Origin of the sequence: Microbacterium sp. Cr-K32, from assembly GCF_000708345.1 — a bacterium.
Classification (GTDB): domain Bacteria; phylum Actinomycetota; class Actinomycetes; order Actinomycetales; family Microbacteriaceae; genus Microbacterium; species Microbacterium maritypicum_A.
In genome coordinates this window covers 176,434-192,939 of the sequence record NZ_JARD01000015.1, presented here as the reverse complement: position 1 = coordinate 192,939, position 16,506 = coordinate 176,434, and the positions used below count along the sequence as shown (strand labels likewise).

Genomic DNA, 16,506 nt, shown 5'->3' with positions numbered 1-16,506 from the left:
TAGACGACCGGACTCGCCGACGGCTCGGCGAACCTGTGGATGACGGCGTCGTCGTGTCTGCGGTGTGGGGCAGAGTGGGGGCATGACATCCGCAGCTCCCGCCGACACCCGCGAGGCCGCACGCGCGGCGCTGCGCGAACTCGTCGGCCGCGCCGACGCCGACTTCCATGACGGGCAGTACGAGGCGATCGAGGCGCTGGTCGAGGGGCGTCGGCGCGCGCTCGTGGTGCAGCGCACCGGCTGGGGAAAGTCCGCGGTGTACTTCGTCGCCACCCTGCTGCTGCGTCGACAGGGGGCGGGGCCGACGGTGCTGGTGTCGCCGCTGCTCGCGCTCATGCGCGACCAGATCGCCGCGGCCGAACGTGCGGGGGTGAGGGCGGTCGCGATCAACTCCACCAACGCGCACGAATGGTCCGAGGTGCTCGGGCAGCTCGACCGCGATGAGGTCGATGTGCTGCTGGTCTCGCCGGAGAGGCTCAACAACCCCGCCTTCCGTGAGCAGCAGCTGCCGGCGCTGGTGCGTCGCATCGGCATGCTCGTCGTCGACGAGGCGCACTGCATCAGCGATTGGGGACACGACTTCCGCCCCGACTACCGGCGGCTGCGCGATCTCATCGCGCAGATGCCGGCCGATGTTCCGGTGCTCGCGACCACCGCGACGGCGAACAGCCGGGTCGTGGCAGACGTCGCCGAGCAGCTCGGGGCCCTTCAGGCCGACAGCGAAGGGGGTGCCGAGCCGGTGCTCACCATCCGCGGCCCGCTCGCCCGCACCTCATTGCGTCTGGGGGTGCTCCGCCTGCGCGATTCGGCGAGTCGTCTCGCGTGGCTGCTCAGCCACATCGACGATCTTCCCGGATCCGGCATCATCTACACGCTGACCGTCGCGGCCGCCGTCGACACCGCCCGGCTGCTGCGTGACCACGGACACGATGTGCGGGCCTATACCGGACAGACCGACACCGATGAACGCGCCGAGTCCGAAGGGATGCTCAAGCGCAACGAGGTGAAGGCGCTCGTCGCCACCAGTGCACTCGGTATGGGCTTCGACAAGCCCGATCTGGGTTTCGTGCTCCACCTCGGGGCGCCCTCGTCGCCGGTGGCCTACTACCAGCAGGTGGGGCGTGCGGGCCGTGCCAGCGAGAGCGCCGACGTGCTGCTGCTGCCCGGCGTCGAGGATCGCGATATCTGGCATTACTTCGCGACGGCGTCGATGCCCGACAAGGAGCGGGCGGAGCGGGTGATCGGTGCGCTCGGCGATGCTCCGATCTCGACGCCGGCGCTCGAGGCGATGGTCGACATCCGCCGCACGCCGCTCGAGCTGCTGCTGAAGGTCCTCGACGTCGACGGCGCGGTGCGGCGCGTGCAGGGCGGCTGGGTCGCGACCGGCGAGCCGTGGACCTACGACGCCGAGCGCTACGAGCGCATCGCCGCCGAGCGTCTCGCCGAGCAGCAGCACATGATCGAATACGAGCAGACCGACGGCTGTCGTATGGAGTTCCTGCAGCGCGCCCTCGACGACGACACGGCCGCGCCCTGCGGAAGGTGTGACAACTGCGCGGGCGGATGGTTCCCTCGCGAGATCGGAGAATCCGCGAGCTCGCAGGCCGCGGAGTCGCTCGACCGTGTCGGTGTGCCGATCGAGCCTCGTCGTGCCTGGCCGACCGGAGCCGATCGGCTCGAGGTACCGGTCAAGGGGCGCATCCCCGCCGACGAGCAGGCTGCCGAGGGGCGAGCGCTGGCGCGCCTCACCGACCTGGGCTGGGGAGGGGCGCTGCGCGAGATCTTCGCCGCGGGCGCGCCCGACGCCGCGGTGACCCCGCAGTTGCTCCAGGCCTGCGTCCGCGTGCTCGCCGGATGGGGCTGGGAGGAGCGCCCGGTGGCTGTCGTCGTCATGCCCTCGCGTTCGCACCCGCTACTGGTCGACTCGCTCGCCCGCGGGCTCGCCGACGTCGGCCGTCTGCCCTCCCTCGGCGCGCTCGAACCCGTCGGCGGCGGGCCCTCCGGCGGACCGGGCGGGAACAGCGTCTTCCGTCTCGCCGGGCTGTGGGACCGTTTCAGCGCGCAGCACCTCGACGTGCCGTCGGGGCCGGTGCTGCTCGTGGACGATCTTGTCGACAGTCGATGGACGATGACGGTCGCGGCCCGGGCGCTCCGTCAGGCCGGGGCGACCGCGGTCCTGCCGTTCGCCCTCGCGCTTCGCGGCTGAGTGGATTCGCGGCTGGGTGGAGGAGGCGTCGGCGAGCGCCGGTTCGTCGGGCGAGTGCTGATCCGCCGCACCGGATCGGACGCGCGGATGTCAGTCGTCGGCGGGCGCCACGCGCGGTGGCCAGGTGGTCGCGCCGAGTTCGCGGGAGACGTTCCGTGCCGTCTCGCGCAGGGCATTGAGGATCGCGTCCGAGGCGGGTGTCTGCGATGTGGGCAGCACCACGGCGACCGCGGCGACGATGTCGTTCGACGCGTCGGCGACGGGGGCGGCGATCGAGGACTCGCCGAGCACCGCCTCGTCGAACTCTCCGGCCGTGCCGCGTTCGGCGATGGCCGGCAGCTCGAGGGTCAGCCGAGCGACGTCGGTGATCGTGTCGCCGGTGAGGCTGCGCAGCGGCTGTTCGAACACGCTCTGCTGGAAACCCAGGTCGTAGGCGAGGAGGACCTTGCCCATCGCCGAGGCATGGGCGGGGATGGCCACCCCGGTCTCGAGCATCTGCTGGCTGTCGTCGGGTCGCAGGTTGTGATGGATGACGAGTACGTCGGTGAAGTGCGGTGCGCCCAGCCGTACCGAGAGGTTGGTGCGGCGCGCGAGTTCCTGCGTCCATCTCATCGCCCTGGCGCGTACGTCGAGGGTGTCGAGGTATACGTTGCTCAGGCGCAGGAGAGTCGGACCGAGCATGTAGCGCTGGCCGCCCCGCTCCTTCGCGACGAGTCCGTGCGACCGCAGCGACTTCACGATCCCGTGCACGGTCGACGGCGGCAGGCTGAGTGCCGCCGCGAGGTCGGTGATGCCGAGGTGGCGTGCTCCCTGGAGCAGTTCGAGGATCTTCGCCGCGCGGTCGATCGCCTGGATCACGGTGAGGCCTCCTTCCGGTGCGTCGTCGAGCCGGAGCCGATGGAGCCGGGCTTCACGATTGATCTTGACAACCCGGCAGGGTCCGAGCATATTCGACATTAACGAATTGCTTTCGGATTTTTTGCGAAAGAGACCTCGAAGGATCAAAGGAGATCGAATGATGAAGAAGCTCATCAACGCCCCGGAAGACGTTCTCGTCGAATCATTGAAGGGTGTCGCCCTCGCTCATCCGGAGCTCTCCGTCGACCTCGAGAACCATGTCATCACCCGAGCCACGCCCAAGGCCCAGGGCAAGGTCGCGATCGTCTCCGGTGGCGGCTCCGGCCACGAACCGCTGCACGGCGGGTTCGTCGGCACCGGGATGCTGGATGCGGCGGTCGCCGGCGAGGTCTTCACCTCCCCGACCCCCGATCGCGTGCAGGTGGCCACCCAGGCCGTGGATCGCGGCGCAGGTGTGCTGCACATCGTGAAGAACTACACCGGCGACGTGTTGAACTTCGAGATGGCCGCCGAGCTCGCCGCGATGGACGGGATCGAGGTCGGGAGCATCACCGTGGATGACGACGTCGCCGTGCAGGACTCGCTGTACACCGCCGGTCGCCGCGGGGTGGGCCTCACCGTGCTGCTCGAGAAGATCGTCGGAGCGGGCGCGGAAGAGGGGCGGGATCTCGCCGCCGTCGTCGAGCTGGCCAAGAAGGTCAACGGACAGGGGCGCTCGATGGGCATGGCTCTCACCAGTTGCACCGTGCCCGCCGCAGGCAAGCCCACTTTCGACCTTCCGGACGATCAGATGGAGATCGGCATCGGCATCCACGGCGAGCCCGGGCGTCACCGCGAACCCCTCGCTCCGGCATCCGAGATCGCCCGGCAGCTGGTCGAGCCGATCCTCGCCGATCTCGACGCCGCAGGACCCGCGATCGTGATGCTCAACGGCATGGGGGCTACGCCGCTCATCGAGCTCTACCTCATGTACGGCGAGGTCGCGGCGATCCTCGAGAAGTCGGGCGTGCAGATCGCCAGGAACCTCGTCGGCAACTACATCACGTCGCTCGACATGGCCGGGTGCTCGGTCACCCTGCTCAAGGCGGACGATGAGCTGCTGCGGTTGTGGGATGCCCCGGTGAACACTCCCGGTCTGCGGTGGGGCGTCTGATGGGCGCGGTCGACACCGTCGTGCTCGCCGACTGGGTCGCCCGGTTCGGTACCGCCGTCACCGAGAAGCGCGACTGGCTCACCGAACTCGACTCGGCCATCGGCGACGCCGACCACGGAGCCAACATGGCTCGCGGTATGAGTGCCGTCGGCGAGAAGCTCTCCGCGGGCGCACCCGGAAAGGTCGACGAACTGCTCAAGACCGTCGGCATGACCCTGGTGAGTTCCGTCGGCGGAGCCAGCGGACCCCTCTACGGCACCTTCTTCCTGCGGACGGGAATGGCGGCCGGGCCGGTGTCCGAACTCGACGGCCCCGCTCTTGCGGCTGCGTTGCGGGCAGGACTCGACGGCATCGTCGCACGCGGTAAGGCGGAAGCGGGGGACAAGACCATGTTCGACGCGATGGCGCCGGCGGTGGACGCGATGGACGCGGCACTCGCCGCGGGATCCTCTGTCGCCGAGGCGACCAGGGCCGCCGCGGACGCCGCGGCAGCCGGACGCGATGCCACGCTGCCGCTGGTGGCCCGCAAAGGCAGGGCGAGTTACCTCGGGGAGCGCAGCGCGGGGCACCTCGACCCGGGGGCGGCCTCCACGGCGATCCTCTTCGACACGCTCGCCGCAGCGGTCGCGGGCACGGCCTGATGATCGGCATCGTCGCCGTCTCCCACAGCGCACGGCTCGGGGAGGCGGCACTGGAGCTTGCCCTGCAGATGGTGCACGACGGCGGAGTGCGGGTGCAGGTCGCGGCCGGAGCGGGTGTCGACGCCGAGGGGGCACCGATCCTCGGCACCGATGCCGTCGCGGTGGCAGCGGCCATCGATGAGCTCGCGGCGGAGTGCGATGGCGTGCTCGTGCTCATGGATCTGGGATCCGCCGTGCTCAGCGCCGAGCTCGCCCTCGAGCTGCGATCGAGTGCGGTGCCGGTGCGGCTCGCCCCGGCACCGTTCGTGGAGGGACTGCTCGCCGCCGTCGTGTCCGCTGCTGCGGGCGGGACGCTGGATCAGGTGGCTGCCGAAGCCACGGCGGCGCTCGGGGTGAAGACCGGCGCGCTCGGCGCCGGGGAAGACCAGATGGCCGACGCACCGGCTGTGCCGCAGGCGGACGGTGACGTGCAGGTGCGTCGGGTGCGCGTCCGCAATCCGCTCGGCGTCCATGCGCGTCCCGCTGCCCTGATCGCCCGGGCCGCCGCCGGGGCCGACGTACGCCTGCGACGGCTTCCCGACGGCCCGGATGCGGCCGCCGCGAGCCTGACGCGCCTGCTCGTGCTCGGCGCGCGCCAGGGCGATGAACTGGAGCTGACCGCTCGCGGCGATGACGCGACGGAGGCACTGGATCGGCTGGTCGCTCTGTTCGACGACGGGTTCGGCGAGGGGACGGAGCAGGCACCACCCGAGACGGCGGTCGCACCGCCTTCCGGGGTGTCCGGAGCCGGAGAGGCATCCGCGGTCGATGCGCCGTCGTCGCGGGAGGGGGAGCCCGCGCGTGCGGTCCCGCCCGGCACGGTGCTTCGCGGACGAGGAGTGAGCTCCGGCCGTGTCGCCGCGCCCGTGGTCCACCTCGCGCCCCCGCTTCCCGAGCCCGACCCGACCACGGTCGTCCCCGAGGCCGACCGGGACTCCGAGGTCTCCGCGATCGAGTGGGCGGCCGTCGCCGTGGCCGATCAGCTCCGCTCGCGCACCGCGCAGGCGACGGGGGAGACCAGGGCGATCCTCGACGCTTCCCGGCTTCTGGCGTCCGATCCGGAGCTGGTGTCCGAGGCCACGGCGCTCGTGCGATCGAAGGGACGCAGTGCGGCCCGTGCGGTCTGGGAGACGGCTGTCGTCCATGAGAAGGCGCTCGCCGCGCTGGGAGGGCGGATGGCCGAGCGCATCGCCGACATCCGTGACGTGCGCGACCGGATCATCGCCGAGATCCTCCAGGTCGACATGCCGGGCGTGCCCGAGCGCGATGAGCCCTTCGTGCTGGTGGCGACGGATCTCGCCCCCGCCGATACCGCGCTGCTCGCCGGCGGAGGATGCATCGCCCTCGTCACCGCGCAGGGCGGGCCGACCTCGCACACCGCCATCATCGCGCGCTCCCTCGGTCTTCCGGCCGTGGTCGGCCTCGCGGACGCGGAAGCGATCCCGACCGGAGCCACGGTGCTCGTCGACGGTGACCGGGGAACGGTCGAGGTCGAGCCTGCGCCGTCCCGCGTCGCCGAGGCGCGAGCGTCGGCCACGGTCGTCGAATTCGACGGGGCAGGCGCGCTCTCCGACGGGCAGCGCGTCCCGCTCCTCGCGAACGTCGGGGGAGCGGCGGACGCGACGAACGCGGCTTCGGCCCAGGCGGAGGGCATCGGCCTCTTCCGCACGGAGTTCTGCTTTCTCGATCGCACGGACGCCCCGAGCGTCGACGAGCAGATCGCCGCCTATCGAGGAGTGCTGGCGGCCTTCCCCGGACGCAAGGTCGTGGTGCGCACCCTCGACGCCGGCAGCGACAAGCCGCTGCCCTTCGCCAACACGGACCGCGAGGACAACCCGGCGCTCGGGGTCCGCGGTCTGCGGATCGCCAGACGTCGGCCGCAGCTTCTCGACGACCAACTGCGGGCTCTCGCACGGGCCGCCGCCGAGGAGGAGGCCGTGGTCGAGGTGATGGCGCCGATGGTCGCGACGGTCGACGAGGCCGCGGAGTTCGCCGACCGGTGCCGGGCGGCGGGGCTGGACCGGGTCGGCATCATGATCGAGACCCCGTCGGCGGCCCTGCTCGCGGCCGAACTGTTCGAGGTCGTCGACTTCGTGAGCCTGGGTACCAACGACCTCGCGCAGTACACGATGGCGGCCGACCGACTGCTCAGCGAGTTGGGGGATCTGAACGATCCGTGGCAGCCCGCGGTGCTTCGTCTCATCGCCGCCGTCGGCGAGGCAGGCCGTGCGGTGGGCAAGCCGGTGGGGGTGTGCGGCGAAGCCGGCGGTGACCCGGCACTTGCTCCCGTACTGGTCGGACTGGGCGTGACCTCGCTGTCGATGGCTCCACGGTCGCTGGGTCGGGTGGCAGCGAAGCTGAGCGAGCTGTCCTCGGTGGAGTGCGCACGGGCCGCGGCCGCCGCGGTCGGCGCTCCTTCGGCCGATGCGGCACGTGCGGCTGCTGCCGCCGCGCTCGTCGACGGGTGAGCGAACCGGGTCAGCCCGCACCATATGCGGGCAGCGGCATACTCTCCGTTTCATTCTGATATCGACATGCGTGCTCCGTGACGCTGTGGCGGGCCGGCCCTTAAGCTCAGGGGAGAGGGGGGCCGAGTGGCCACCCACGAGCAATCGGAGGGCTCATGTCCGCGCTGCGGTCCTTTTCGCGATCAACTCTCGGGCTGCTGGCCGTGGGGGCCGTCGTGGCCCTGTCCGGATGCACCCCGGCTCCTCAGACGACACCGAAACCGACCCCGTCGCCGGTCGAATCGGCACCGGAGCCCTATGCCGGCCCCGCGGTCTTCGTCGGCGACGAGCTCGACTGGTTCCTGCCGAGCGCGGAGGATATCGCGAGGATCCTGCCCGACGTCGGTGAGGTCGGCACGCCGACACCGTCACTGATCCAGGTCGCCGACGGCGGTGGTCCCGACCTCTCGCCGGCGATCTGCAACTCGTTGGTGTACGAACCTTCCCTGACGTCGATCGGTGCACGCTCCGTCACCTGGTCCAGCGCTGTGCCGGAGCAGAGGGACGGGTGGCTGCATGTGCTCCAGTTCGCCGACGAGGCGGCGGCGCAGGGGCTCATGGACACGTACGTCGACGCCGCTCAGCAGTGCGCGCCGTTCGCGTACGGGGGCGGCGCGTCGACGTTCGATTCGACCACGGCGGAGTCCGAGGACGGAGTTCGAGCCGTCGCGGGGTCGCTGGTGATCGATGACGGCTTCGGCGGCGGACACCGTCTGTACCAGGGGTATGCCTCGGTCGGCAATGTGCTCGTGAACTTCTGGCAGCCGTTCTCCGGTGAAGCCGCCTTCGACAGTGCGCAGGCCGCGTCCTTCCTTCGGGACCAGGCTTCCGCCGCCCAGAAGCGGCTGGTCGAGGAGCTGACCGCGAATCCGCCGGAGGCCCCTGCCTCCCCGCCCGCGGTCGACCCCGGAGCCGCGTGGAGCACGTGGGACGTGACCGTCGAGGGTATCGGACCGATCGTCCTCGGAACCGAGCTCGACGACGCCATCGCGGCGGTGCCGGGAGCGGAGGTCATCCGGTCGGAGTGGGCGGGCGGGCAGACCCGGATCGTCAGTCCCGACGGGGCTGCGTCGTTGCTTCTCTGGACGGACGACGGCGCCACCGTGGTGGTCGCCGCCTCGGTCGGCTTCGCCAACGTCGCGGATGAGCCGCGTGAGGACCCGGCTGCGCTGCCGGCGGCAGGCGATGTGAGGATCGGGGACACCGTGGCCGAAGCCATGAGCGCGTTCCCGGGCGGGACATCGATCAGGATCGTGTCGTCGGGGGAGTACCTGTACCAGTGGACGACTCGCGAGGGAGAGGCGATCCGGTTCCGCGTCGATCGCGACGCCGCGGACCCGGATGCCGTGATCACCGGAATCCTGACGGAGGACGCGACGCTGCGCCGGCTCCCCGACTTCGGCTGAGCTTCACCCCGAGGGGGCGGGACGCTCGGAAAGCTCGGCGGGGCTTCCGTTTGACTAACTGAACGATCGGTCGGTTAGTATGAGCGGATCGGGTGCTGCAGGTGCGCATCCGACCCGCTCGACGAGGAGGTCGACGATGACGAAAGCGACGACGCAGACGCCGGATGCCGTGCGCCCGAATCGAGCCATGATGGAACGTGACCGCGCATCGACCGCACTGGGGCTCGTCGTCGAACGAGACGATCCGGGCCATGCGGTCGTGTCGATGCGCGTGCGGGATGACATGACGAACGGCTTCCACATCACGCACGGCGGCTTCGTGTTCGCCCTCGCCGACACTGCCTTCGCGATCGCGTGCAACGAGGACGACCGGGTGACGGTCGCGGCGGGTGCGGACATCTCCTTTCTCAAATCGACCGTCTCCGGCCAGACGCTCACCGCGACGGCGGTCCGACGGACGCGCACGGGCCGCTCCGGCATCTATGACGTGAGCGTCGTCGACGAGCAGGGTGATCCCGTCGCCGAGTTCCGCGGACGCTCCCGCACCACCAACCAGACCTTCTGATCCCCACCTCCGGAGCCCCTCGTGTCGACGACGACCGCAACGCCCTCCCGTGTCCGCCCTCCCGCAGCCGACGAGCTCGACGCCGAAGAGCGTATGAGTCGCGAGGAGATCGCGGCTCTCCAGCTCGAACGGCTTCAGCAGACCGTTCGCCATGCGTACGCGAACGTCCCTCTCTACACGCGCAAGTTCGATGATGCGGGTGTGCATCCGGATGACATCCGCACCCTGGATGACGTGCAGCGGCTGCCGTTCACGACCAAGGCGGATCTGCGCGAGACCTATCCGTTCGGGATGTTCGCGGTGCCGATGTCCGACGTCGCCCGCATCCACGCATCCAGCGGCACCACGGGCCGGCCGACGGTCGTCGGCTACACGAGGGGCGATCTCGACCGGTGGGCTTCTCTGGTGGCGCGTTCGCTGCGGGCGAGTGGCATCCGCGCCGGCATGAAGGTGCACAACGCCTACGGATACGGACTGTTCACGGGGGGACTCGGCGCGCACGCGGGCATCGAAGCGCTCGGTGCGACCGTCATCCCGATGTCCGGTGGCCAGACGGCCCGTCAGGTGCAGCTGATCCTCGATTTCGAGCCGGATGCGATCCTGTGCACTCCGAGCTATCTGCTCACGATCGCCGACGCGATGGCGGCGCAGGGGGTCGACCCGCGCTCCACGTCGTTGAAGGTCGCTGTCCTGGGCGCCGAGCCGTGGTCGAACGAGATGCGCCACGAGCTCGAACAGCGTCTGGGAATCGACGCTCTGGACATCTACGGACTCAGCGAGGTCATGGGGCCCGGGGTGGGCAATGAATGCCTCGAGACGAAGGACGGCCCGCATCTGTGGGAGGACCACTTCCTGCCGGAGATCATCGACGGCGAGAGCGGGGCGGTGCTGCCGGACGGGGAGCTCGGCGAACTCGTGTTCACCTCGCTGACGAAGGAGGCCTTCCCCGTGATCCGCTATCGCACCCGCGACCTCACCCGTCTGCTGCCGGGGACCGCGCGTGCGGGGATGCGCCGCATGGAGAAGATCACGGGCCGCAACGACGACATGATCATCCTGCGCGGGGTGAACCTGTTCCCCACCCAGATCGAGGAGCTGGTGCTGGGGATCGAACAGCTGACGCCGCACTTCATCCTCGAGCTGTCGAAGGACGGCCGGATGGACACGTTGAAGGTGCGGATCGAACGCCACCCCGACCTGTCCGTCGAGACCTGCCAGAGCGCCGCGGAGGTGCTCGCGCAGCGCATCAAGATCTTCGTCGGGTCGACGGTCGCCGTCCAGCTGGAAGAGCCGGGGACGCTGCCGCGAAGCGAGGGGAAGTACAAGCGGGTGTACGACCTGCGGTGACGACGGGCGACACCCGGATCGCCTCGCGGCCGGCGATCCGGCCTGTGCGGCTGATCGGGTGCGAGACTGTGGGGTGATGTCCGAGATGCAGAGCACACGACGCGGCCGCCCCGGCTACGACCAGCAGGGGATCCTCGGCGTCGCCGTCGCCGCCTTCAACGAGCACGGGTACGACGCGACGTCGATCGGCATGCTCGCCGAGCGGCTCGGCCTGTCGAAGTCGGCGATCTATCACCACTTCGGATCGAAGGACGAGATCCTCGACCTCGCGCTCGACGCGGCGCTCAGCGGCCTGGAAGCCGTGGTCGAGAACCCGCTTCTGGAATCGGAGGATGGACCGGAGGCCTCGAACGCGGTGGACCGCCTCGAGCATGTGCTGCGCGGTGCCGTCCGTGTGCTCGTGGAGCAGCTGCCGGCCGTGACGCTGCTGCTGCGCGTACGGGGCAACACCGACGTGGAGCGCAAGGCGCTGATCCGCCGTCGGGCTTTCGACCGTCGGATCACCGCGCTGGTGTCGGAGGCGCAGAGCGAGGGCGCGTTGCGTGCCGACATCGATGCGAGCGTGGTCGCGCGTCTCGTGTTCGGGATGATCAACTCGATCGTCGAGTGGTACCGGCCCGGGGGGCGCGAGGGCGCCGACCGTCTCGCCGACGACGTGGTCGCGATCGCCCTCGACGGGCTGCGCACGAACGACGACGCCGGAGTCCCTGCCGTCTGACCGGGATCCGGCGGTCGTTGCGACGCCGCCGTCAGACCTGCGCCTTCTCCTTCGCGACCAGCGTGAGCACATCGTAGGTGGCCACGATGTCGTCGTGCTGGTTCTTCAGCACGGCATCCCAGCGCACCTCCCCGTACTCGTCGGTCTCCCGCGGAGTGATCTGCTTGGCGGTGAGCTCGACGCGGATGTCGTCGCCAGGGGAGACCGGCGTCACGAACCGCAGATTCTCGAGCCCGGAGTTGGCGAGCACGGGGCCGGGCGCCGGGTCGACGAAGAGCCCCGCAGCCCACGACACCAGCAGATAGCCGTGGGCGACGCGTCCCGGGAAGAACGGGTTCGCTGCGGCCGAGGTCTCATCCATGTGGGCGTAGAACGTGTCGCCGGTGAATGCGGCGAACGTCTCGATGTCCTCGAGGGTGACGGTGCGGGAACCGCTCGCCACCTGGTCGCCCACATGGAGCTCGGCCAGCGACTTGCGGAAGGGATGCACTCCGTCGCTCTGCTCGTACGGGCGTGAGGTCGCTCCCTGATGCCAGACGCCGGTGAGGGCGGTCATCATCTCGGGCGAGCCCTGCACCGCGGTGCGCTGCATGTGGTGCAGCACGGCGCGGATGCCGCCGAGCTCCTCGCCTCCGCCCGCGCGCCCGGGGCCGCCGTGCACGAGGTTCGGGAGCGGGGAACCGTGCCCGGTCGAGCTGCGCGCATCATCGCGATCGAGGAAGAGCACGCGCCCGTTGTACGCGGCCATGCCGGTCGCGAGTGCGACAGCGACCTCGGGGTCGTGCGTGGCCACACTCGTCACGAGCGACCCTCCGCCCCGGGCCACGAGGGCGCTCGCCTCATCGAGGGTGCGGTAGCCGACGATGCTCGACACCGGGCCGAACGCCTCGATCTCGTTGACCGCCGCGCTTTCCGGGTCGGGGAACCGCAGCAGCATCGGCGCCACGAACGCACCGTCGGGGGCCGGCCCTTCGCTGCCGTCGCCGTGCCGGACGGTCGGTGCATCGGTCGTGCCGATCACGAGCTCTCCTCCGCCGGCCTGCAGGCGGGCGACCTGACGCAGCACCTCCTCGCGCTGCGCGATCGAGGCGAGCGGACCCATCGTCACGCCCTCGGCGCGGGGGTCGCCGAGGACGACACGTGTCGAGAGGCGTTCCCGGACTGCGGCGATGACGTCGTCGACGGCAGTCGTCGGCACGATCGCGCGGCGGATCGCCGTGCACTTCTGGCCGGCCTTGGTGGTCATCTCGGCGACGAGCTGCTTGACGTACGCGTCGAACTCGGGCGTGCCGGAGACGGCATCCGTCCCGAGGATCGAGGCGTTGATCGAATCGGTCTCGCTCGTGAAGCGCACACCTCCCGTCTGCACGGAATCGTGAGCGCGCAGCTGCTCGGCCGTCGACGCCGAACCGGTGAAGGCCACGAGGTCGCCCAGCCGCAGCTCGTCCAAGAGACCGGGCACGCTGCCCGAGACGAGCTGCAGCGAGCCGTCGGGAAGGAGCCCCGACTCCACCATCACGCGCACCATGGCTTCGGCGAGGTACCCGGTGGGGGTGGCGGGTTTCACCAGGGTCGGGACGCCGGCGAGGAACGCGGGCGCGAACTTCTCGAGCGATCCCCAGACCGGGAAGTTGAAGGCGTTGATCTGCACGGCGACGCCGCGCAGCCGCGTGTAGATGTGGCGGCCGAGGAAGGAGCCGTCCTTGGACAGGTTCTCCACGCCTCCGTCGACATACACCTTCGCATTCGGCAGCTCGCGTCGGCCCTTGCTCGAGTACGCGAACAGCACGCCGATCCCGCCGTCGATGTCCACCCAGGAATCCTGCGCCGTGGCACCGGTGCGGCTGGAGAGCTCGTACAGCTCGGCCTTGCGTTCCGTCAGGGCGAGAGCCAGTTGCTTGAGGCGCACGGCACGCTGATGGAAGGTGAGTTCTCCCAGGGATGTCTGGCCCACGGTGCGGGCGTGCTCGAGTGCGGCGCCCAGATCGAGTCCGTCGGTCGAGACACGGGCCACGACCTCACCCGTCGACGCATCCCGGACCTCGGTGGTCTTCGCGTCGGACGACGGCGTCCACCACTCTCCCTGGACGTAGCTGGGGAGGGTCTCGATCATCTCTGTTCCTTTCATGTGGGTTCCTTTCATCAGGGTTCCCTTCATGAGGCGTCCCATTCGTAGAAGCCGCGTCCGCTCTTGCGGCCGAGGTGTCCCTCGGCGACCAGTCGACGCAGCAGGGCGGGAGGTTCGAAGCGCTCGCCCAGATGCGCGGCGAGGTACTCGGCGATGCCGAGCCGCACGTCGAGGCCGACGATGTCGGTGAGCCGGAGCGGGCCGACCGGGTGCTTGTATCCGAGCGTCATCGCGGCGTCGATGTCCTCGGCGGAGGCGACGCCTTCCTCGAGCATGCGGATCGCCTCGAGGCCGACGGCGACGCCGAGTCGGGAGGACGCGAATCCGGGGGCATCTGCCACCACGATCGGGGTCTTGCCCAGCGCCTCCACCCAGCTGCGGGCGGAATCGACGAGCGGGGGAGCGGTGGTCGCACCCCGCACGATCTCGACGAGCGTGGAGGCCGGCACGGGGTTGAAGAAGTGCATGCCGAGGAAGCGTGAGGGGTGATCGAGCACGGCGGCCAGCTCATCGATCGAGATGGAGGAGGTGTTCGAGGCGATCGCCGCGTCGGGCGTGATCGCCGCCTCGACGCGTCGGAGCGCATCGATCTTGAGGGCGAGGTCTTCCGGCACCGCCTCGACGACGAGCGCGCTCGACGCGAACAGCGCCGTATCCGTGCCCGTGGCGAGACGCTCCCGGTACCGGTCGACGGATTCGCCCGCCGTGCCTCTGGCGATCGAGGAGTCGACGGATTCGAGCACGCGGGCCGATGCCGATCTGGCCGCATCGGCATCGCGTTCGACGACGGTGACGCGGGAGCCTGCCAGCAGGAATGCGTGGGCGATCCCGGCGCCCATGCGTCCGCCGCCGAGCACCCCCACGTGTCGCGGGGCCGGGGAACTGCTCTCGGTCATCGGTCTCTCCGCTCCAGGAAGTCGGTCATCCGCCGGAACTTCTCCGGACTCTCGAAGAGCTCGGCCTGCGCTTCCAGGTCGACGGCGGGGTGGTGGTCGCGCGGCGCGCGGAAGACACGCTTGGTCGCGATGATGGCTGCCCGGTCGTTGCGGGCGATGCGATCGACGAGGGCATGGGCGGCGGGCAGAAGCTCCGCGGTCTCATGGATCGCCGATACGAGACCGATGCGCAGCGCCTCATCGGCCTTCACGGTGCGACCGGTGAGCAGCAGCTCGATCGCCCTGGCGTCTCCGATGATCTCCTTCAGGCGCCACCCTGCGCCCGCTGCGGCGAGGATGCCCAGCCCGGTCTCGGGGTTGCCGATGGCGAGCGATGGCGTGGCGATGCGGATGTCCGCGGCATAGGCGAGTTCGGCTCCTCCACCGAGGGCGTACCCGTCGATCGCGGCGATGACCGGCATCGGCAGCTCGGCCAGCCGGACGAACGCGTGGGCGTTGATCCCACGAAGCGCATCGGCCGCACGGCGCTCGCGCAGCTCGGCGATGTCGGCGCCCGCGGCGAACACTCCTCCGGCCCCGGTGAGGATCAGCGGGCGCGGCACGGCTTCGAGTTCGGCGCACAGCACGTGGATCGCGTCGATCGTGGCCTGGTCGATCGCGTTGCGCTTGTGCGGTCGGTGGAGCGTCGCCACCACGCGGTCGTCGTGACGCTCGACGACGAGCGGTCCGCTGTCGAGGGGGCCGGCGGCCATCAGACCTTCTCCACGATCACGGCTGCGCCCTGCCCCACGCCGACGCACATGGTGGCGAGTCCGTATCGAGAGCCTTCGCGCTCCATGCGGCCGAGGAGGGTGACGAGCAGACGGGATCCGGAGGAGCCGAGCGGATGGCCGAGGGCGATGGCCCCACCGTCGGCGTTCACGCGCGCCTCATCGAGGCCGAGGCGTCGGATGCAGGCGATGGACTGGGTGGCGAACGCCTCGTTGAGCTCGATCGAGCCGATGTCGTCGATGGAGAGCCCGGCCCGTCGCAGCGCCTTCTGCGTCGCAGGAACCGGGCCGAGGCCCATGATCTCGGGAGCGAGGCCCGCGCTGGTGCCGGCGACGATGCGGGCGCGCGGGACCAGACCGTAGCGCTCCACGGCCTCCGCACTCGCGACCGTGATCGCGGAGGCGCCGTCGTTGAGGGCGCTGGAGTTGCCGGCGGTCACGACCTGACCGCCGGCAACGACGGGACGCAGGCGCGCAAGGCCCTCGAGCGTCGTCTCCGGACGGGGGCCCTCGTCCACGAGGACCTCCGCACCGGCGCTGACGGCGGCGTCGAGGGGGACGCCGACGATCTCCGCCTCGAAGCGTCCATCGGCGATCGCCGATGCAGCGCGCTGTTGCGATCGCAGTGCGAACGCATCCGCTTCGTCGCGGGTGATGCCGTCGACGCGAGCGACCTCTTCTGCGGTCTCCGGCATCGTGAACGTCGCCTTCTCTCGTGCGAGCAGGCGGGGGTTCGGGAATCTCCAGCCGATCGAGGTGTCGAAAGCAGCGCCCGGCTTCGCCCAGGCCTTCTCCGGTTTGGCCTGCACCCAGGGGGCGCGTGTCATCGACTCGACGCCGCCGGCGACGATGAGGTCGGCATCACCGGCGCGGATCGCCTGCGCTGCCATCGTGACGGCCGACATCCCGGAGGCGCACAGCCGGTTGACCGTGATGGCGGGCACGGTGTCGGGGAGGCCCGCGAGCAGGACGGCCATCCGGGCGACGTTGCGGTTGTCTTCCCCGGCCTGGTTGGCCGCACCGAGGATCACCTCGTCGATCTCCGCCTGCAGGGGGTCGATCCCCGCGCGCCGCACCGCTTCGCGCACGACGATCGACGCGAGGTCGTCGGGGCGCACGGAGGCGAGGGCGCCGCCGTAGCGTCCGACCGGGGTGCGTACGCCTCCGACGAGATATGCCTCGGTCATGCGGAACTCCTGACTTCGTTGTCTCGACGGCGACCGTCGTCCGGCTGATCGGTCAGTCCGGACGATCGGCCCGAATTACTGACCG

13 protein-coding genes are annotated in these 16,506 nt (G+C 70.2%); 8 read left to right on the top strand and 5 right to left on the bottom strand.

Annotated features, from left to right (window positions below; all coding sequences use genetic code 11):
- The first annotated feature begins 82 nt into the window (after positions 1-82).
- Positions 83-2,206 (top strand): RecQ family ATP-dependent DNA helicase, encoded by a 2,124-nt coding sequence (locus tag GZ64_RS0108030; RefSeq protein ID WP_029265810.1) that lies wholly within the window; start codon positions 83-85, stop codon positions 2,204-2,206.
- A 90-nt stretch (positions 2,207-2,296) separates the two neighbouring features.
- Here GZ64_RS0108030 and GZ64_RS0108025 read toward each other — a convergent pair whose 3' ends face one another.
- On the bottom strand, positions 2,297-3,064 hold the full coding sequence (locus tag GZ64_RS0108025) for an IclR family transcriptional regulator (protein WP_029260505.1): 768 nt from the start codon (positions 3,062-3,064) through the stop codon (positions 2,297-2,299).
- A gap of 160 nt (positions 3,065-3,224) precedes the next feature.
- Between GZ64_RS0108025 and dhaK the strand changes: the two genes are divergently transcribed.
- The 7 genes from dhaK to GZ64_RS0107990 all read left to right on the top strand — a co-directional run bounded on the left by dhaK (position 3,225) and on the right by GZ64_RS0107990 (position 11,440).
- Entirely contained in the window at positions 3,225-4,217 is a 993-nt protein-coding gene (gene dhaK / locus GZ64_RS0108020) for a dihydroxyacetone kinase subunit DhaK (RefSeq protein WP_029260506.1), read from the top strand.
- Entirely contained in the window at positions 4,217-4,858 is a 642-nt protein-coding gene (gene dhaL, locus GZ64_RS0108015) for a dihydroxyacetone kinase subunit DhaL (RefSeq protein ID WP_029265808.1), read from the top strand. Before dhaK ends, dhaL begins: the two co-directional genes overlap by 1 nt.
- Positions 4,858-7,365 carry a phosphoenolpyruvate--protein phosphotransferase gene (ptsP, locus tag GZ64_RS0108010; RefSeq protein ID WP_081859698.1) on the top strand — a complete coding sequence of 836 codons (2,508 nt, stop codon included), beginning with the start codon at positions 4,858-4,860 and terminating at the stop codon, positions 7,363-7,365. Before dhaL ends, ptsP begins: the two co-directional genes overlap by 1 nt.
- Positions 7,366-7,520: 155 nt before the next feature.
- A complete protein-coding gene (locus GZ64_RS0108005; protein WP_029265804.1) occupies positions 7,521-8,810 on the top strand; it encodes a sensor domain-containing protein in 1,290 nt (429 codons plus the stop codon).
- 136 nt (positions 8,811-8,946) lie between these two features.
- A complete protein-coding gene (gene paaI / locus GZ64_RS0108000) occupies positions 8,947-9,375 on the top strand; it encodes a hydroxyphenylacetyl-CoA thioesterase PaaI (RefSeq protein ID WP_029265802.1) in 429 nt (142 codons plus the stop codon).
- A gap of 21 nt (positions 9,376-9,396) precedes the next feature.
- On the top strand, positions 9,397-10,722 hold the full coding sequence (paaK, locus tag GZ64_RS0107995) for a phenylacetate--CoA ligase PaaK (protein WP_029265800.1): 1,326 nt from the start codon (positions 9,397-9,399) through the stop codon (positions 10,720-10,722).
- A gap of 76 nt (positions 10,723-10,798) precedes the next feature.
- Positions 10,799-11,440 carry a TetR/AcrR family transcriptional regulator gene (locus GZ64_RS0107990; protein ID WP_029265798.1) on the top strand — a complete coding sequence of 214 codons (642 nt, stop codon included), beginning with the start codon at positions 10,799-10,801 and terminating at the stop codon, positions 11,438-11,440.
- A 31-nt stretch (positions 11,441-11,471) separates the two neighbouring features.
- Here the strand turns inward: GZ64_RS0107990 and paaZ are convergent, their stop codons facing one another.
- The 4 genes from paaZ to GZ64_RS0107970 are packed head-to-tail and all read right to left on the bottom strand — an operon-like array spanning position 11,472 to position 16,421.
- On the bottom strand, positions 11,472-13,568 hold the full coding sequence (paaZ, locus tag GZ64_RS0107985) for a phenylacetic acid degradation bifunctional protein PaaZ (RefSeq protein WP_029265797.1): 2,097 nt from the start codon (positions 13,566-13,568) through the stop codon (positions 11,472-11,474).
- Between the two features lie 26 nt (positions 13,569-13,594).
- On the bottom strand, positions 13,595-14,464 hold the full coding sequence (locus GZ64_RS0107980) for a 3-hydroxyacyl-CoA dehydrogenase family protein (RefSeq protein WP_029265796.1): 870 nt from the start codon (positions 14,462-14,464) through the stop codon (positions 13,595-13,597).
- On the bottom strand, positions 14,461-15,216 hold the full coding sequence (locus tag GZ64_RS0107975) for an enoyl-CoA hydratase/isomerase family protein (protein WP_029265794.1): 756 nt from the start codon (positions 15,214-15,216) through the stop codon (positions 14,461-14,463). Before GZ64_RS0107975 ends, GZ64_RS0107980 begins: the two co-directional genes overlap by 4 nt.
- A complete protein-coding gene (locus GZ64_RS0107970; RefSeq protein WP_029265792.1) occupies positions 15,216-16,421 on the bottom strand; it encodes a thiolase family protein in 1,206 nt (401 codons plus the stop codon). The genes GZ64_RS0107975 and GZ64_RS0107970 overlap by 1 nt, the downstream gene beginning before the upstream one ends.
- Positions 16,422-16,506 lie beyond the last annotated feature (85 nt).